An 18120-nucleotide genomic window follows, 5' to 3' on the forward strand; every position below is an offset into this window, starting at 1 on the left:
TATGGAGTTTTGGTTAACTGTAAGTAAATTAATTGTCTTTTTATATATTGTGTTTAGTTATATTTACGCAAATGTAGCAAATTTACCATGGGTTATATTTACATTACTTATTTCCCTCTCTGTAAACGTAATGATTTCTATATTTAAAAAAGATATGTATAAAAAAATATTAATCTGTATGTCCATTGGCATAGTTATGTTATTTACATGGAGGGTTCATCCATTTTTTATTTTGTTTTTACCTTTGAACTTATACGAAATTACATTCCATTACATAGAAAAGAATTGGCCACGCTTTGTCGTTATGATGCTCCCAATTACGATTGCAGATGAAAGTATTCGAATGACTTATGGATTAATTGTTGCATTTTCTTTTCTCGTTTTAACTATGGCAGATCGATATATATCGCGTGTAGTAAAGCTTGAATTGCAAAATGATAAGATGCGAAAAGATATGCAACGACTTACGAAAAGCTTACATGAAAATAAAGAGTACATAAGACAATCTGAATACACATTTAAGCTAGAAGAGAGAAATCGGTTATCGCAAGAAATTCATGATAAAATTGGTCACTCGATGACGGGTGCACTTATTCAAATGGAAGCAGCAAAAAGGTTAATGGAAATAGATAAAGAAAAATCTGCGGAGTTATTACAAAATGCAATTCACATTTCAAAAGATGGAATTGAAAGTATTCGCATTACATTAAAAAATATGAAGCCACCAACTGAGCAAATTGGTATTCATCGTATGAAATTATTCATAGAGGAATTTGCCGGTAAGAATGATGTGAATATTCCTTTTGTATACAAAGGGAACTTAGATATGATTTCTCCCATTCAGTGGAAAATTATCGGTGAGAATGTTACAGAAGCACTAACAAATGCAATGAAATATGCTGATGCGACAGTTATTTCTATAGATATTCATGTGCTTAACAAGATGGTTAAGGTGCAAGTGAAGGATAACGGGAAAGGCGCAGCTTTTGTTAAGAAAGGTCTCGGTATTATGGGGATGGAGGAGCGAACAGCATCAGTAAACGGAAAAATTATTGTAGATGGAACAAGTGGTTTTTCAGTGACAATGTTGTTTCCGATATAAGAGAATGGGATGAAGATGAACCATCTCATATGAAAAAAGTGAATATTCTCATGTGAAAAGAATGAATTTCTGCACTGAGCAGGTTCATTTTTTTTGTTTATAATAACAGCAGAGAAACCGAAATAGGGGTGAAATGATGAATACATTAGAAATTAAAAATTTAACGAAAAAATTTGGTGATTTCATCGCAGTTGATAATATGTCTTTATCTATTAAAGAAGGAGAAATATTTGGCTTTTTAGGATCGAATGGTGCTGGTAAGAGTACGACAATTAATATGATTGCTGGTTTGTTAAGAAGTAATGAAGGCGAAATTAGCATACTAGGGAAAAATATAAAGAAACATAATCGATTTGCAAAGATGAATATTGGTATTGTTCCGCAAGATATTGCGATTTATGAAGAGTTAACTGCTTATGAAAATGTGAAGTTCTTTGCTGGATTGTACGGATTAAGAGGGGCCGAACTAAGAGCGAGAGTAGAGGAAGCACTTCAATTTGTAGGACTTAGTGATAAACAGAAAAGTTATCCGAAAAACTTTTCTGGCGGGATGAAAAGAAGATTGAATATTGCTTGTGCAATTGCACATAGACCGAAGTTAATTATTATGGATGAACCGACAGTTGGAATTGATCCACAGTCAAGAAACTATATTCTTCAGTCTGTCCGGAAGTTAAATGAAATGGGAAGCACTATTATTTATACGAGTCACTACATGGAAGAGGTAGAAGAGATTTGTACGAAAATAGCGATAGTAGATCACGGTAAAGTAATTGCAGAAGGTACGAAAGAACAGTTAAAAGCAATTATTACTGACACGAAAGATATTTGGATTGAAGTGAAATCGGTAGAGAATTTAGATGTAGAAAAATTAAAAGAGATAAACGGTGTGAAAGCAGTTCAAATTGAAGAAAACGTAATTAAAGTGAATTCTGATGCGGGATTAAATAATTTAAATAAAATCATTCAACACTGTATCAATCATGATATTGAAATTCGTTCATTAGAGGAGCAGGCTCCCAACTTAGAAACAGTATTCCTTACATTGACGGGAAGAAACTTACGAGATAAATAAAAAGTAAATGAAGAAAAGGTAAAGGGAGGTTCATCAATTGAACATCTTCAATATTGCAATTATGCATATTAAAAGAGATTTCAGAGATGTAAGAACTTTAGTTTTTATGTTAGCATTTCCGATTGTGCTTATGCTTGTGTTAGGAACAGCGTTAACCAACGCATTTAATAGTGATAGTCATTCGATTAAAGATATACAAGTGCTATATAAAGATGAAGCGAGTAGCACGTTTTCTCAATCATTTGAAGCATTTACGAAAGAAGTGGATAAATCAGGTATTCATTTTAAAAAAGCTTCCGGCAGTATAGATGGGAAAGAAGAAGTGAAGCAAAATAAATATGCCGCTTATGTAGAGTTAAATAAAGATGGTGCAAAATTTTATGGGAGTGACAAAAGTAGTATTGAGGGAAGTATTGTGGAAGGAATGCTTACAACATTTGTTGATAAGTACAATGTAGCGGTCGAAGTTGCAAAAGTAGATCCTACTAAGGTTAGTACGGTTATTTCAAACGGAAATCATAATGATTATATAAAAGAAACATCTTTACAAGCTGCGAAAAAACCAGGTTCTATGGATTACTATGCGGTTGTAATGACAACGATGATTGCACTATATGCTGCGATGGGAGCGAGTTCTTTAATTCGAGGAGAACGAATACGTAAAACAGGAGATCGTCTCATTGCTGCACCTATAAGTAAAGCTGAAATATTCATTGGAAAAGTACTTGGTAGCCTAGTAGCAAATGCCCTGTGCATATTACTCGTCATGTTATTTAGTAAATTTGTTTTTCAAGCGAATTGGGGCGACCATCTTGGAATCATATTTCTTATTTTATTAACACAAGTCTTTCTAGCAATTAGCTTCGGTTTAGGAATCGGATATATCACGAAAACAGCTGAAGCGTCTAGGGCAATTATTATGGTTGTTGTGCAATTAGCTTCTATTTTTGGAGGTGCATATTTCGTAGTAGAAGAAAATTTCGTTACGAATTTATCGCCATTAACTTGGGCAAATACAGCTGTTATGAAAATTATTTATGCAAATGATGTAGGGGCAGCACTACCAGTCATTTCTTTAAACATTGGAATTTCAGCACTCTTTTTATTAATTGCAATTATTGCATTACGTAGACGGGAGGGGCTATAGTATGAAGGATATTTTATGGCTCATACAAAAAACGTTATCTGTGCTTTTGAAAAATAAAAAAAGTTTACTCATTATAATTAGCTTGCCGATAATAGGGACGCTCATTTCCTTCTCGATATACGGAAATGCAGGGCAAGGAACGTTAAATATCGGGATTGTAAATAAAGAAAATGAGCCAATAGCAAATGATACGATAAAGTTTTTAGAAGGATTAAATCATGTGAATGTGAGTAAGGTTAAGGAGTCTGAAGTAGAAGATAAACTCACTTCCAAAAAACTTGATGGAGTTATTATATTAGATTCTGGTTTTTCAAAAAGTGTTCGAGAAGGGAAACCAGAGCATATTGAAATTTCATCGATTAAAGGTGATCAAGTAACAGGATTTATAAAATCATATTTATATAATTATATTGATAATATAGCAGCTATTAGTAAAGTAGCAGGAACAGATCAAAGTACATTCGACAATATGTACGCAGGGTATCAAAAAAGTTCATTTAAAATGAAAACGGAGACGCTAGAAGATACTTCGAAAAATAAAGATATGACAAATCAAACGATGGGTTACCTTATTATGTTTATGCTGTTTTCAGCAGCGAACTTATCAGGTCATATTTTAAAAGAAAAAGAGAATAGAACGTACTTTAGACTATTATCAACGCCGATAGATGGGAAGAAGTTCATATTATCTAATGTCGGGGTAAATATGATAATACTAACAGTACAAATTTTGATTACAATCCTATTCCTAACGAATGTTTTTCATACGAATATCAATATGCCTTTCATAGTGATGATGGGCGTACTAATGCTATTTGCATTAATCGCAATTGGAATATCATTAGTCCTTGTAGCTTTTTCGAAAAACTCAGCATCGGCAAATGCGATGCAAAACATGGTCATTGTACCAACATGCTTACTAGCGGGTTGTTATTTCCCATATGACATTATGCCAAGTGCAGTACAAAAAGTAGCTAATTTTCTTCCGCAGCGCTGGTTGTTAGATACGATATCAAAACTTCAGCAGGGAATACCATTCTCGGAGTTATATTTAAACATTTTAATTTTATTCGCTTTCGCAATTGCATTCTTCTTAATTGCTATTTATAAGTTTGGAAGAAATAATGATGCGAGAAATTTTGTTTAATGTGAAAAGGTGTGGCTTAATGCCATACCTTTTTTTGAAATTTAGAGTATCTTTTGTAGTATAGGAATGCTTTTGTAGAGCACTTCGTTATGTGAAGCATGCAAAACATATTTATTTCCCTCTAGAAGAAAAGCGCTATGTAGAACAGCGTTACCGTCACCATGTTTTGTAAGTAAATCACCGACGACTTTGCCGTCTGTCCATTTCAGTTTGGAATGTGAAGGGACGACTTGTAAATATTGAATTGTTTCCTCTCCATCTCCGGCAATGAGGGTCGTTTCAATATTTCTTTTTTGTATAATAAATCTATTTTCATTTAATGTATCGAGGAAAGGGTTTTTCGTTTTCATCTTACTATAAGGAAGAAATGTAATAGAAGAGCCGGATCTTATAAATAATTTCCGTAATCTTTACAAGGAATAACATCTTGTAATCCTGGAAAGTAAATGTGTATCGCCTCAACTTTATTCATTTTATGTAAGATGCTTAAGTAACAAATATATTGTTCCACATAAAAATGAACGATATTTATTTTAGAAGAGGCATGGATAGGGAGAGTACCTCCAGTCCAATAACTATAATTTGGTGAAGATCCAGCGTTTGGTGTGCAGAGTATTATAAGCTGATTTACATCATTTTTATATGTTGCACTTTGAACGTAAGAACGTCCAAGAAGGCCGCCCATACTATGACAAATTAGATTTAGTTTATCGCAACCTGTAATCTTTTTAGCATAAGCAATCGTTTGTAATAAATATTTTTGTGTAGAAAAAACAATACGCTGCCGCCAGTCATAAAAACAGATGAACAAATCTTTATTTCGTTCGTACCCCATACTTTCTAGCATCATGATGAATGGTTCGTAAACAAATGCAGAAAGTCCAAAACTCCAATTACCAGTGCCGGGAATAATAATATTGCTCATTGAACCGAAAAGACCTGGGATAAAAACAATAGGAGTTTTCCCTTTTCTCATATTCGTATCTCCTTTAACTGTTTAGTATCAATAAAAATAAGAAATACATTTCGTATGAAAACATATTTAAATGAAACACTACGAAATAGTAAGGAATATGATTGGAAGGAAACCAAAATGATTAAAAAAATATTAAGAGTTACTTCTATTATTATTGCTATTTTCGTTTTTATTTTAATTTGGATGCATATCGATGTTACCTTAGGTAGGAAAATGGAAGCCGGGAAAAACATGCCGACAGAGTATGCGCCTCATTATAGTGACTTTCAATTATATGTAGAAGGGAAGTCTTTTTATAAACAATTATTTACTGATATAAGAGAAGCGAAAAGCTCCATCTACACTTATTTCTTCATTTTGTCGGATGATAAAAGTAGTCATACTTTTTTAAACTTATTAAAAGAGAAGGCAAAAGAAGGAGTAAACGTCTATTTATCAGTTGATCGCATTAATGATTTATCATTTGAAAGAAAGGTGATAAATGAATTGCGGAAAAGTGGTGTACATTTTACATATAGTAGAAAACCTACATTGCCATTCGGATTTTATTCACTTCACCATCGTAATCATCGCCGTATTACGACGATTGATGGGGAGATTGGCTATACAGGCGGATTTAATATAGGAGATGAGTACTTAGGGAAAGATAAGCGATTTGGATATTGGCGTGATTATCATGTACGACTTAAAGGAGAAGGAGCAAAAGATTTAGAACAGCAATTCGCTTTAGACTGGAAACGAGATACGAAAGAAGAGATAAAGAGAAGTACGAATAAAGCTAGTAAAGGGAATACATTACATACTATGACTAGTTACAATGGGCATTACGTTGCTGAAAAATATATAGAGCTCATAAAACAAGCTCAGCACTCCATTGTAATTGCAACGCCGTATTTTATAGCAAAAAATAAAGAGTCCATGAATGCTTTAATCGCAGCACAAAAGCGTGGTGTTACAGTAAAAATACTTTGGTCATATAAACCAGATCTACCTCTTATAAAAGAAGCGGCGTATCCATACATACGTCAAGCTGTTAATAATGGGATTACTGTATATGGGTATAAAAAAGGAATGTTCCATGGCAAATTAATGCTTATTGATAATGAATTAACCGTTATTGGTACAACAAACTTTACTTCGCGTAGCTTCAATATAAATGATGAAATGAATTTTTATATTTATGGTGGTCCTATTGTAGGACAAGTTAATAAGGCGTTAACAGAGGATTTTCATGATTCGAAAGAAATGACGAAAGAGTTTTTTGAAAAGTTATCTTTTTGGGAGCGTTGTAAGGAGAAAGTGGCGGGATTGGTTGACTTCTATTTGTGATGATGAATTAGGAAAGGGTGCCTACAAAAGACACCCTTTTTTGGTGGGAAATCATTATTTTTCATGCACCAACATCGTAACATCATCATTAATCAACGTCCCCACATGTTCGCCTAAACATATTTTTTTCATGACTCCAGGCTCATCAAAGTTAAAGACATGTGCTGGTAAATTGTAGTCCCGGGCAAGCAGTAATGCCGCTTGATCCATAACTTGTATATTTTGTCTAACGACATCATTATAGTTTAGTTTGCTGTACATTTTTGCTGATTTGTTATGCTTCGGATCACTTGTAAAAACGCCATCGACACCCTGTTTTGCGACTAATATGGCATCACTATTCATTTCAATGGCTCTTTGTACACTTGGATAATCTGTCGTCACGAACGGTTGCCCGTTTCCGCCTCCAAAGATAACGATATAACCGTTATCTAAATGGTGGACTGCACGCAAGCGAATGTATGGTTCAGCTACTGCATTAAATGGAATGGACGTCATAACGCGTACTTCTCTATTTGTTTTACTTGTTAAAACACCGCGAAGCATTAAGCTGTTAATAATTGTACCTAACGTACCGATATTATCAGCTTCTACGCGATCGATTCCCCATTCTTCAGCTAGATGCCCCCTAAAAATGTTACCGCCACCAATGACGATGGATACTTCGATACCTAAATCAACAATGGATAAAATTTCGTTTGCGATATGTTCTAATCGTTTGGAGTTAAAGCTATTTCCAGTTTGATCGGCAAGTGCACCGCCGCTTAATTTAATTAAGACACGTTTATATGGTCTCATAACAATTCCCCCTATATAGATCGCAATAAAAAAGGAACAAAGGCGAATGCCTTTGTTCCTTTTTAAGAAAATGAAAAAGAAAAGAAGAAGATAGGACGAAGTGCTTTGTATAGTTTTTCATAACATCCACTCCTTTTCATTTTGATTTGTTTTAAGTATATATCTTTTTGATTATACGAAACAATCTGATTACTTATCAAGTTTATTTTATCGTTTTTTAACAAAATGGTGTCAATGAAAAAAAGAAGAAAAATATTTGAATTTTTTGTGACGAACTTGTAGGTTTTTGTATGATTTTGTAGGTTCGCTTATAAGATGTGTGAGTAGCTTTTATAAATTCAAATTGAAAGCGTTCGCATGAAGGGGATGAACATAAATGAAAAAATTCGGATTGGCAACACAAATTTTTGTCGCGCTTGTTTTAGGGATTGTAGTAGGGGCAGTCTTTTATGGCAATAAAACGGCGATTTCTTATATCACACCAATTGGGGATATATTTATTCACTTAATTAAAATGATTGTAGTACCAATTGTTATTTCAGCATTAATTGTTGCAGTAGCTGGTGTAGGAGATATGAAGAAGCTTGGGAAACTGGGTGGTAAGACAATTCTTTATTTCGAAATTATTACGACGATTGCTATTTTAATGGGATTACTTGCAGCGAATATATTCCAACCAGGTACTGGTGTTGATATGAGTAATTTACAGCAAAGTGATATTTCTTCTTATAAACAAACTGCAGATGCAACAGAGAAGAAAGGTTTTGCTGAGACAATTGTTCACATTGTACCGAAAAACGTATTTGAATCGATTGCACAAGGTGACCTATTACCGATTATATTCTTCTCAGTACTATTCGGCTTAGGAGTTGCAGCAATTGGAGAAAAAGGAAAGCCAGTCTTTAACTTCTTTGAAGGTGTACTCGAAGCCATGTTTTGGGTTACAAATCAAGTTATGAAATTTGCACCATTTGGTGTATTCGCATTAATTGCCGTTACGGTTGCAAAATTTGGTGTAGCAACATTACTTCCGCTAGGAAAACTAGTGCTAGCTGTATACGTAACTGTTATACTATTCGTTGTGATTGTATTAGGTATTAATGCACGAATGGTTGGAGTAAACATTTTTACATTAATGAAAATTTTAAAAGAAGAACTGATTCTTTCGTTTACGACAGCAAGTTCAGAAGCTGTTTTACCTAATATAATGAGAAAAATGGAAGAGTTCGGTTGTCCAAAGGCAGTTGCCTCTTTCGTAATTCCGACAGGTTATACATTTAACTTGACTGGATCGGCTATTTATCAAGCGTTAGCGGCATTATTTGTTGCACAAATGTACGGTGTGCACATGTCACTAACGGAGCAAATAACGTTATTATTCGTTCTCATGTTAACATCCAAAGGTATGGCGGGAGTTCCAGGTGCATCGTTCGTTGTTGTATTAGCAACGTTAGGTTCGATGGGGCTACCACTAGAAGGTATCGCGTTAATTGCGGGAATTGACCGCATTTTAGATATGATTCGCTCATCTGTCAATGTATTAGGAAATGCATTAGCGGCCATTGTTATGTCGAAGTGGGAAGGCGAATTCGATAATGAGAAAGCAAAACAATATGTAGAAACAGTCAAAGAAACAAAAGCAGCATAAGAAATCGTTAAGGAGTGAATAATCATGGCAACATTAACTGAAGTTAAAAATGGTGTTCGAATTGAAAAAGATTTTTTAGGTGAAAAAGAAGTACCAAACTATGCATACTACGGCGTACAAACAATGCGTGCAGTTGAAAACTTCCCAATTACAGGATACAAAATCCATGAAGGCTTAATTAGAGCGTTCGCAATTGTAAAAAAAGCAGCAGCGCTTGCGAATACAGATGTAGGAAGATTGGAATTGAACAAGGGCGGTGCGATCGCAGAGGCTGCTCAAGAAATTCTTGATGGAAAATGGCATGATCATTTCATCGTAGATCCAATCCAAGGCGGAGCGGGTACTTCAATGAACATGAATGCAAATGAAGTCATTGCCAATCGTGCGCTTGAATTATTAGGGATGGAAAAGGGAGATTATCATTATATTAGTCCAAATAGTCATGTAAACATGGCGCAATCAACAAACGATGCATTCCCAACGGCGATTCATATCGCAACATTAAATGCATTAGAAGGCTTATTACAAACGATGGGTTATATGCATGATGTATTTGAATTAAAAGCAGAACAGTTTGACCATGTTATTAAAATGGGTCGTACACATTTACAAGATGCTGTGCCAATCCGTCTTGGACAAGAATTTAAAGCATACTCTCGCGTACTTGAACGTGATATGAAACGAATTCAACAATCGCGTCAACATTTATATGAAGTAAATATGGGGGCAACTGCAGTTGGTACAGGCTTAAATGCAGATCCAGAATATATTGAAGCAGTTGTAAAACATTTAGCTGCAATTAGTGAATTACCGCTTGTTGGTGCAGAAGATTTAGTAGATGCGACACAAAATACGGATGCTTATACTGAAGTATCTGCAGCGCTTAAAGTATGTATGATGAATATGTCTAAAATTGCAAATGACCTTCGCTTAATGGCATCAGGTCCACGTGTTGGTTTAGCGGAAATTATGTTACCAGCTCGTCAACCAGGTTCTTCTATTATGCCAGGGAAAGTAAACCCTGTTATGCCAGAAGTTATTAATCAAATTGCGTTCCAAGTAATAGGTAATGATCATACAATTTGCCTTGCTTCAGAAGCAGGACAATTAGAATTAAACGTGATGGAACCAGTACTTGTTTTCAACTTACTGCAATCGATTAGCATTATGAATAACGGTTTCCGTGCCTTTACAGATAATTGCTTAAAAGGAATTGAAGCGAATGAAGATCGCTTAAAAGAGTATGTTGAGAAAAGTGTAGGAATTATTACAGCCGTGAACCCTCATATCGGTTATGAAGCAGCAGCTCGCGTTGCGAAAGAAGCAATTGCAACAGGCCAATCCGTTCGAGAACTTTGTGTGAAAAATGGTGTATTGTCACAAGAAGACTTAGAGTTAATTCTAGATCCATTCGAGATGACACACCCAGGGATTGCAGGAGCAACTCTTTTAAAGAAAAATTAAAAGAAGAGGGGGACAATCCCCTCTTTTTTGTTTACAATATAGAAATGCTATATATGAATAGAGGTAGGGATGTTATGAGCAAGTTTACAGTAGCTTCTAATGGTGCATTAGAAACAACATTAAGAGGAGCAGAAGTATTATCAACACCACTTTTAAATAAAGGGGTAGCTTTCACACAAAATGAAAGAGAAGAGTTAGGTTTAAAAGGGTTATTACCGCCAGCGGTTTTAACGTTAGAAGAACAGGCACGCCGAGCATACGAACAATTTAGTTCTCAGCCGGATGATTTATTAAAGAATGTATACTTAACTGCGTTACATGATCGAAATGAAGTATTATTTTATCGTATATTAACAGATCATTTACGTGAAATGTTACCGATTGTATATACACCAACTGTCGGTGTAGCAATTCAAAGATATAGTCATGAATATCGTAAACCACGTGGTGTTTATTTATCAATTAACGATCCATCAGGTATCGAAGAAGCATTCACGAATATCGGTGCAACAGCTGAGAACATTGATTTAGTCGTTGTAACAGATGGAGAAGGCATATTAGGAATTGGTGACTGGGGCGTTGGTGGTATTAACATCGCAATCGGAAAATTAGCTGTTTACACTGCTGCAGTTGGAATCGATCCTAGTCGTGTATTACCGGTAATTTTAGATGTAGGTACAAACCGTGAGGAGCTATTAAACAATCCATTTTATATTGGAAATCGTCACCCTCGTATAACAGGTGAAGCTTACGATGAATTTATTGATACGTTTGTACAAGCGGTAAACAAACAATTCCCGAAAGCACTTTTACATTGGGAAGACTTTAGCTCTCGTAACGCACGAAAAATTTTAGATAAATACCGTCATGACGTTTGTACGTTTAATGATGATATTCAAGGTACAGGTGCAGTTTCACTTGCGGCAGTATTATCGGCAGTGAAAGCTTCTGGTGTACCGCTAAGTGAACACCGCGTTGTTGTATTTGGTGCTGGTACGGCTGGAATCGGTATCGCAGATCAAGTTAGAGATGCGATGGTCCGCGTAGGCGTATCTGAAGAAGAATCATATAAGCGTTTCTGGTGTATTGATCGTAACGGGTTAGTTACAGATAATATGGAAGATCTTCTTGATTTCCAAATTCCGTACGCAAGAAAAGAAGCAGAAGTAAGTGAGTGGAAAGAAAATGATGTGATCGGACTTGCTGAAGTTGTGAAACATGTAAAACCGACAATTTTAATTGGTACATCTACTGTTGCAGGTGCATTTAAAGAAGAGATTATTAAAGAAATGGCTTCTCACGTAGAAAGACCAATCATTTTACCAATGTCGAATCCAACGCCACTTGCTGAAGCAAAACCAGCAGATTTAATCGAGTGGACAGAAGGAAGAGCGTTAGTTGCAACAGGAAGTCCATTTGAACCAGTTACATATAACGGTGTAACGTATGTGATTGGACAATCAAATAATGCACTTATTTTCCCAGGGCTTGGTCTTGGAACAATTGTAGTACGAGCAAGCGTCATGACGGATGGAATGTTCGCAGCGGCTGCTGAAGCAGTTGCAAGTATGGTAGATACAAGTCAGCCAGGAGCACCTATTTTACCAGAGGTCGAAGAATTACGTAATATCTCAGAAATGGTTGCAATTGAAGTAGCGAAAGTTGCAGTTGCAGAAGGTGTTGCAAGAGTGAACTTAAGTGATAACGATATCAAGATGGCAGTGCAAGAAGCAATGTGGAAGCCAGAGTATCGCCAAATAAAAGCGGTAGAAAAGGTTAGAATATAGAAAAAAAGCCCGTTTATAACAATAAGCGGGCTTTCACTTTTACTACTGAAAAAAAGTATAGGAAGTGTCACCTTTGAATTGGAATCAATTATGGAAGAAAGATATGTCCCTTTTAATTATATTAATGGTCGTTGTTCCGATTGCTGGGGAGCTGAACTTTCATCCCTTTAATGATACGTTTCGAGTTAGCTTCGGTACACCGCTATTCTTCTTTTTATTATTATTTTTAAGAAGAGTACCAGCAGGAGTTGCAGGTATTCTTGTTGGTATATCTGTAGTCTTATTCCGAGTATGTCTTGACTGGATCATGCAAGGTTCATTTCATATGACAGAATCATTTTATTTGCGTTATCCTGTGTTCTTCTATTATTTTATTTATGGCAGTTTTTTTTCGCTTTGTAGGGTAAATAAGTTCCATCAGAAACCAATCATTATTGGATGCCTTGGAATTTCAATTGAAATTGTTGCAAGTATGTCAGAACTTGCGTTTTATCACATGTTAGTACTAGGTACAACAATAACGATTTCTGAAGTGAATAAACTTATTATTATTGCTATTTTTCGTAGTTTCTTTGCACTTGGTTTTTTAAATATGATGAATTTATATGAAACGAAATTAAAAGAATCGCAAGTTCGAAAAGAAAATGAAAATATGTTAATGCATCTTTCTAATTTATATGTGGAATCTGTTCATTTGAAAAAGACGTTACAAAATGCGGAGTTAATTACACAAGAAGCATATCAACTATATCGAAATTTACAAGTAAGCGCTGATTCAAGTAGTAAAACAGCGTTGAAAATAGCGGGGGAAGTGCATGAAATAAAAAAGGATAATCAAAGGATATTTGCAGGATTATCTAAACTGTTATTAGATAAAAATGTGGCTGAATATGTAGAAGGACATGAGTTAGCAGAGATGATTGTTAGAATAAACGAGAAGTATGCTGAAATGCTAGAAAAGGATATACGTTTTTCTAAACATATAGAAGGTGAGCATGCTGCATACCACGTGTATACAGTGCTATCAATTTTTAATAACTTAGTTGCAAATGCAGTTGAAGCAATTGAAGATAAAGGTTTCGTTATTATTAAGCTATATAAAAGAAATCAGCATATATTTTTTGAAGTAATTGACGATGGGCCTGGTATTACACAAAAGTATAAGAAATTAGTATTTAAGCCAGGATTTACTTCCAAGTATGATCAAACGGGAACACCGTCAACTGGTATTGGGCTTTCTTACATAAATGAAATGGTAACAGAGCTAGGCGGAGAAGTGAAATTAGAAGACCGAGAAAATAAAAGAGGATGTAAGTTTATCGTTTGTTTACCAGAGGATAGTTTAAAGCAGGAAGGGGAATAGATTTGTTTTATTATATCGTAGACGATGATGAAGTTTTCCGTTCGATGCTTTCGCAAATTATTGAAGATGGAGATCTTGGAGAAGTAATTGGTGAGGCGGATGACGGAGCTTTTATTGAAGCGGATCAACTAAATTTTAAAAAAGTAGATATTTTATTTATTGATTTGTTGATGCCGATGAGGGACGGAATTGAAACAGTTCGTCACATTGCGTCAACTTTCACGGGGAAAATCATTATGATTTCTCAAGTGGAATCGAAGCAGCTTATAGGTGAGGCATATACACTTGGTGTAGAATATTATATTACAAAACCATTAAACAAAATCGAAGTTGTATCTGTTGTACGCAAAGTGATGGAGCGTATTAGATTGGAGCGTTCTATACACGATATTCAAAAATCATTGAATAACGTGTTTCAGTGGGAAAAACCGCAATTGCGTACTGAACCAGTGCAAGAAGGAAAAAAGATAGGGGATTTAGGGCGCTTTTTACTATCAGAACTCGGTATTGCGGGAGAGAATGGAAGTAAAGATTTACTTAGTATGCTGGAATATTTATATGGTCAAGAAAAGGCACAGACATTTGAGTTTGGCTTTCCTGCGTTAAAAGAAATTTTTCATCATATTACGATAAGGAAATTAGGGGATCTAGCTTTAGAGGCGGATATTGATAAAGAAAAAAAAGCGTCTGAACAAAGAGTACGTCGAGCTATTTATCAGTCGTTAAATCATTTGGCTTCTTTAGGATTAACAGACTTTTCAAATCCAAAATTTGAAACCTATGCTCCAAAATTTTTCGATTTTACCGTAGTTAGAAAACGGATGACAGAAATGACGAAAGATGAACTCGCATCTTCTGGTCATACGCGAATTAATACGAAGAAGTTTATTCAAGTATTGTATTTTGAGGCGAAGAGGTTGATGGAGATAGAGTGAAGAAGATGCTTATAAATAAGCATCTTCTTTTGTTAAATCAACATTTTATATTTTCTCGTGGAGCATGTAAAATGTTAAGTAAGAGAAAATGGTTTTATATTAAGGAAGTGTCAAAGCGATGAGTTTCACATTGAATAAATCGATTATTAAAGAAGTGTGCGGAGATACCTCATATAAAAGAGGTGAAGCCTATTATAAATCAAATAAAGTGATAATAGATCATTACGATGAAAATAAAGAAATTTGTGAGGCGACAGTAAAAGGGAACGAGGATTTCCATGTTACAGTAGCAAAAGCCAAAAAGGGTGATGTTGTTGCAAAATGTAGTTGTCCTTCATTAGCGTCTTTTCAAACGTACTGTCAACATGTTGCAGCAGTATTAATACAAATAAACTATAATCAACAAACAGGTGGAATGAGCTCCACTAGTAACAGAAATGATCAATTGACAAGTGGTATGTTTCAGCTGTTTGCAGACAAACCACTGAGGCCAAAAAGTAAACAACACCGTTTTGATACACGTGAAATATTAGATATTGAGTTTATATGTACACCAGTTGCTACGAGAAGTGGTGGGGCTCTTCTTGGGATTCAATTGAAACTTGCCAAAGTGTATTTCATAAATCATATTAGAGAATTTCTTTCTAAGGTGGAGAAAAGAGAGTCTTTTCATTGTTCAAATGAATTTACATATACACCAGATGTACATAGTTTTAAACAAGAAACGGATGCAATTATTCAGCAGCTCATTAAAATGTATCATAACGAAAAAATGTATGAAGATACGCTAGAAGTACATGCGAAACAAGATGAAAGTATGATATTTATACCACCAGCTTCATGGAAAGATATGCTCTTTTCACTTTCTAAAGCTGAATATGTACAGCTGAAACAAAATGAACAACTGTTTCAGGGATTACAAGTTTCAAAAGGGTTGTTGCCGTTACACTTTGAATTTACGAAGGGAAATAATGGCGGATTTACACTTCATATAGATGGTTTAAATCGTGTACAAGTTATGGATATGTATAACAATGCACTTTACGATGGGAAATTATATCACTTACACATTGAAGATTGTATGCGACTTATTGAATTACAAAAGATGATGAGTCGCTCAAATAGTAATCAGTTTTATATTCCAGAAAGTAAGATGGAACATTTCGTCGCGAAAGTTGTACCAGGATTAATGAAGCTCGGAACTGTACACATTGATGAAGTAATATCGGATCGTGTTGAAACACCTTCGCTAAAAGCGAAATTGTATTTAGACCGCGTGAAAAATCGCTTATTAGCAGGTCTTGAATTTCACTATGGGAACGTCATGATTAATCCGCTAGAAGAGGATGGACAGCCGTCTGTTTTTAATCGTGATGAGAAAAAGGAAAAAGAGATTTTAGACATTATGAGTGAAAGTGCTTTTGCAAAAACAGAAGGCGGTTACTTTATGCATAATGAAGAAGCTGAGTATAACTTTTTATATCACGTTGTGCCAACATTAAAAGGTTTAGTTGATATTTATGCGACAACAGCAATCAAATTGCGAATTAGTAAAGGGGATGCAGTTCCTCTTATTAGAGTGAGAAGAAAAGAAAGAATTGATTGGTTGTCATTTCGTTTTGATATAAAAGGAATACCAGAAGCAGAAATTAAAGGTGTATTAGCGGCCCTTGAAGAGAAACGTAAATATTATCGATTGGCGAATGGTTCGTTTTTATCACTAGAGAGTAAAGAGTTTAATGAAATTAATCGGTTTATAAAAGAATCAGGTATTCGGAAAGAATTTTTACATGGAGAAGAGGTAAATGTTCCGCTTATTCGAAGTGTAAAATGGATGAACGGACTTCATGAAGGCAATGTTTTAAGTTTGGATGATTCTGTTCAAGAGTTAGTAGAAAACATTCAAAACCCGAAAAAATTAAAGTTTGCTGTGCCAAATACTTTAAATGCAGAAATGAGAAAGTATCAAGTATATGGGTTCGAATGGATGAAAACACTTGCTCATTACCGTTTTGGAGGTATTTTAGCAGATGATATGGGACTTGGAAAAACGTTGCAAAGCATTGCTTTTATAGATTCTGTTTTGACTGAGATTCGAGAAAAGAAACTGCCAATATTAGTCGTTTCACCATCATCTCTTGTTTATAATTGGTTTAGTGAATTGAAAAAATTCGCCCCGCATATTAGAGCAGTTATTGCAGATGGAAACCAAGCAGAGCGCCGGAAAATTTTGAAAGATATAACGGAATTTGATGTCGTAATCACGTCATATCCATTACTGAGAAGAGATATAAGATTATATGCAAGACCATTTCATACACTATTTCTTGATGAAGCACAGGCGTTTAAAAACCCTACAACGCAAACGGCAAGAGCTGTGAAAACAATTCAAGCTGAATACCGTTTCGGACTAACTGGTACACCTGTAGAAAATTCATTAGAAGAGCTATGGTCTATCTTCCATGTCGTCTTCCCGGAATTATTACCAGGAAGAAAAGAGTTCGGTGATTTAAGGCGTGAAGATATAGCGAAGCGAGTGAAACCATTCGTATTAAGACGATTAAAAGGGGACGTATTAAATGAGTTGCCAGAGAAAATAGAGCACTTACAATCATCGGAGTTATTACCCGATCAAAAGAGTCTCTATGCTGCTTATTTAGCGAAGTTAAGGGAAGAAACGTTAAAGCATTTAGACAAAGACACGTTACGTAAAAATAAAATTAGAATTTTAGCTGGTTTAACGAGATTGCGACAAATTTGTTGTCATCCCGCTTTATTTGTTGATGATTACAAAGGAAGTTCAGCTAAATTTGAACAACTGTTAGAGATTTTAGAGGAATGTAGAAGTACAGGGAAGAGAATATTAATTTTTTCTCAATTTACGAAGATGCTTTCCATTATTGGTCGTGAGTTAAATCGACAAGCAATTCCATACTTTTATTTAGACGGGAGTACACCAGCGCAGGATCGTGTAGAGCTGTGCGATCGGTTTAACGAAGGAGAAGGAGATCTATTTCTCATTTCTTTAAAAGCTGGTGGTACCGGACTTAATTTAACTGGTGCAGATACAGTAATATTATATGATTTATGGTGGAATCCAGCTGTTGAACAACAAGCGGCCGATAGGGCGTATCGAATGGGACAAAAAAATACAGTGCAAGTTATAAAGCTAGTAGCTCAGGGAACAATTGAGGAGAAAATGCATGAACTGCAAGAAAGTAAGAAAAATTTAATCGCTGAAGTGATTGAGCCGGGAGAAGAGAAATTGTCCTCAATCACAGAGGAAGAAATTCGAGATATTTTAATGATTTAATATAAAAAAGCTATGCCTTCAAATTTATGAGGGCAT

At 35.2% G+C, this 18120-nt stretch carries 12 protein-coding genes and 1 pseudogene; 11 read left to right on the top strand and 2 right to left on the bottom strand.

All coding sequences use genetic code 11. The annotated features are described in order from the left end of the window. The first annotated feature begins 1 nt into the window (after window position 1). The 4 genes from DN399_RS08595 (at window position 2) to DN399_RS08610 (ending at window position 4471) form a co-directional block, all read left to right on the top strand. A complete protein-coding gene (locus DN399_RS08595) occupies window positions 2–1102 on the top strand; it encodes a sensor histidine kinase (RefSeq protein WP_149149492.1) in 1101 nt (366 codons plus the stop codon). A gap of 136 nt (window positions 1103–1238) precedes the next feature. Beyond that, window positions 1239–2177 (top strand): ABC transporter ATP-binding protein, encoded by a 939-nt coding sequence (locus DN399_RS08600; protein WP_006915053.1) that lies wholly within the window; start codon window positions 1239–1241, stop codon window positions 2175–2177. Window positions 2178–2214: 37 nt separating this feature from the next. Next, window positions 2215–3324 (top strand): ABC transporter permease, encoded by a 1110-nt coding sequence (locus tag DN399_RS08605; RefSeq protein ID WP_001020156.1) that lies wholly within the window; start codon window positions 2215–2217, stop codon window positions 3322–3324. Window position 3325: 1 nt separating this feature from the next. Beyond that, window positions 3326–4471: an ABC transporter permease gene (locus DN399_RS08610; protein ID WP_149149493.1), complete on the top strand. Its 1146-nt coding sequence runs from the start codon at window positions 3326–3328 to the stop codon at window positions 4469–4471. Between the two features lie 41 nt (window positions 4472–4512). Here DN399_RS08610 and DN399_RS08615 read toward each other — a convergent pair. Then, window positions 4513–5447: pseudogene (locus DN399_RS08615) on the bottom strand (esterase/lipase family protein). A gap of 117 nt (window positions 5448–5564) precedes the next feature. Between DN399_RS08615 and cls the strand changes: the two are divergent. Beyond that, window positions 5565–6776 carry a cardiolipin synthase gene (gene cls / locus DN399_RS08620; protein WP_016122263.1) on the top strand — a complete coding sequence of 404 codons (1212 nt, stop codon included), beginning with the start codon at window positions 5565–5567 and terminating at the stop codon, window positions 6774–6776. 54 nt (window positions 6777–6830) lie between these two features. On the opposite strand, the gene pyrH is transcribed toward cls, so the two are convergent. Continuing rightward, window positions 6831–7574, bottom strand: a complete 744-nt coding sequence (gene pyrH / locus DN399_RS08625; protein ID WP_001248059.1) for a UMP kinase — start codon at window positions 7572–7574, stop codon at window positions 6831–6833. A gap of 376 nt (window positions 7575–7950) precedes the next feature. On the opposite strand from pyrH, the gene DN399_RS08630 reads away from it, so the two are divergent. The 6 genes from DN399_RS08630 (at window position 7951) to DN399_RS08655 (ending at window position 18084) form a co-directional block, all read left to right on the top strand. After that, on the top strand, window positions 7951–9222 hold the full coding sequence (locus DN399_RS08630) for a cation:dicarboxylate symporter family transporter (protein ID WP_000713293.1): 1272 nt from the start codon (window positions 7951–7953) through the stop codon (window positions 9220–9222). Between the two features lie 24 nt (window positions 9223–9246). Then, on the top strand, window positions 9247–10686 hold the full coding sequence (gene aspA / locus DN399_RS08635; protein WP_000224194.1) for an aspartate ammonia-lyase: 1440 nt from the start codon (window positions 9247–9249) through the stop codon (window positions 10684–10686). A 74-nt stretch (window positions 10687–10760) separates the two neighbouring features. Continuing rightward, a complete protein-coding gene (malS, locus tag DN399_RS08640; RefSeq protein ID WP_002023847.1) occupies window positions 10761–12473 on the top strand; it encodes an oxaloacetate-decarboxylating malate dehydrogenase in 1713 nt (570 codons plus the stop codon). Window positions 12474–12537: 64 nt separating this feature from the next. Beyond that, entirely contained in the window at window positions 12538–13836 is a 1299-nt protein-coding gene (locus DN399_RS08645) for a sensor histidine kinase (RefSeq protein ID WP_002023846.1), read from the top strand. A 2-nt stretch (window positions 13837–13838) separates the two neighbouring features. Then, a complete protein-coding gene (locus DN399_RS08650; RefSeq protein WP_049107159.1) occupies window positions 13839–14771 on the top strand; it encodes a response regulator in 933 nt (310 codons plus the stop codon). Between the two features lie 118 nt (window positions 14772–14889). Then, on the top strand, window positions 14890–18084 hold the full coding sequence (locus tag DN399_RS08655) for a DEAD/DEAH box helicase (RefSeq protein WP_049107158.1): 3195 nt from the start codon (window positions 14890–14892) through the stop codon (window positions 18082–18084). Window positions 18085–18120: the final 36 nt, after the last annotated feature.

This window comes from Bacillus sp. AR4-2, assembly GCF_008274865.1.
Taxonomy (GTDB): Bacteria; Bacillota; Bacilli; order Bacillales; family Bacillaceae_G; genus Bacillus_A; species Bacillus_A cereus.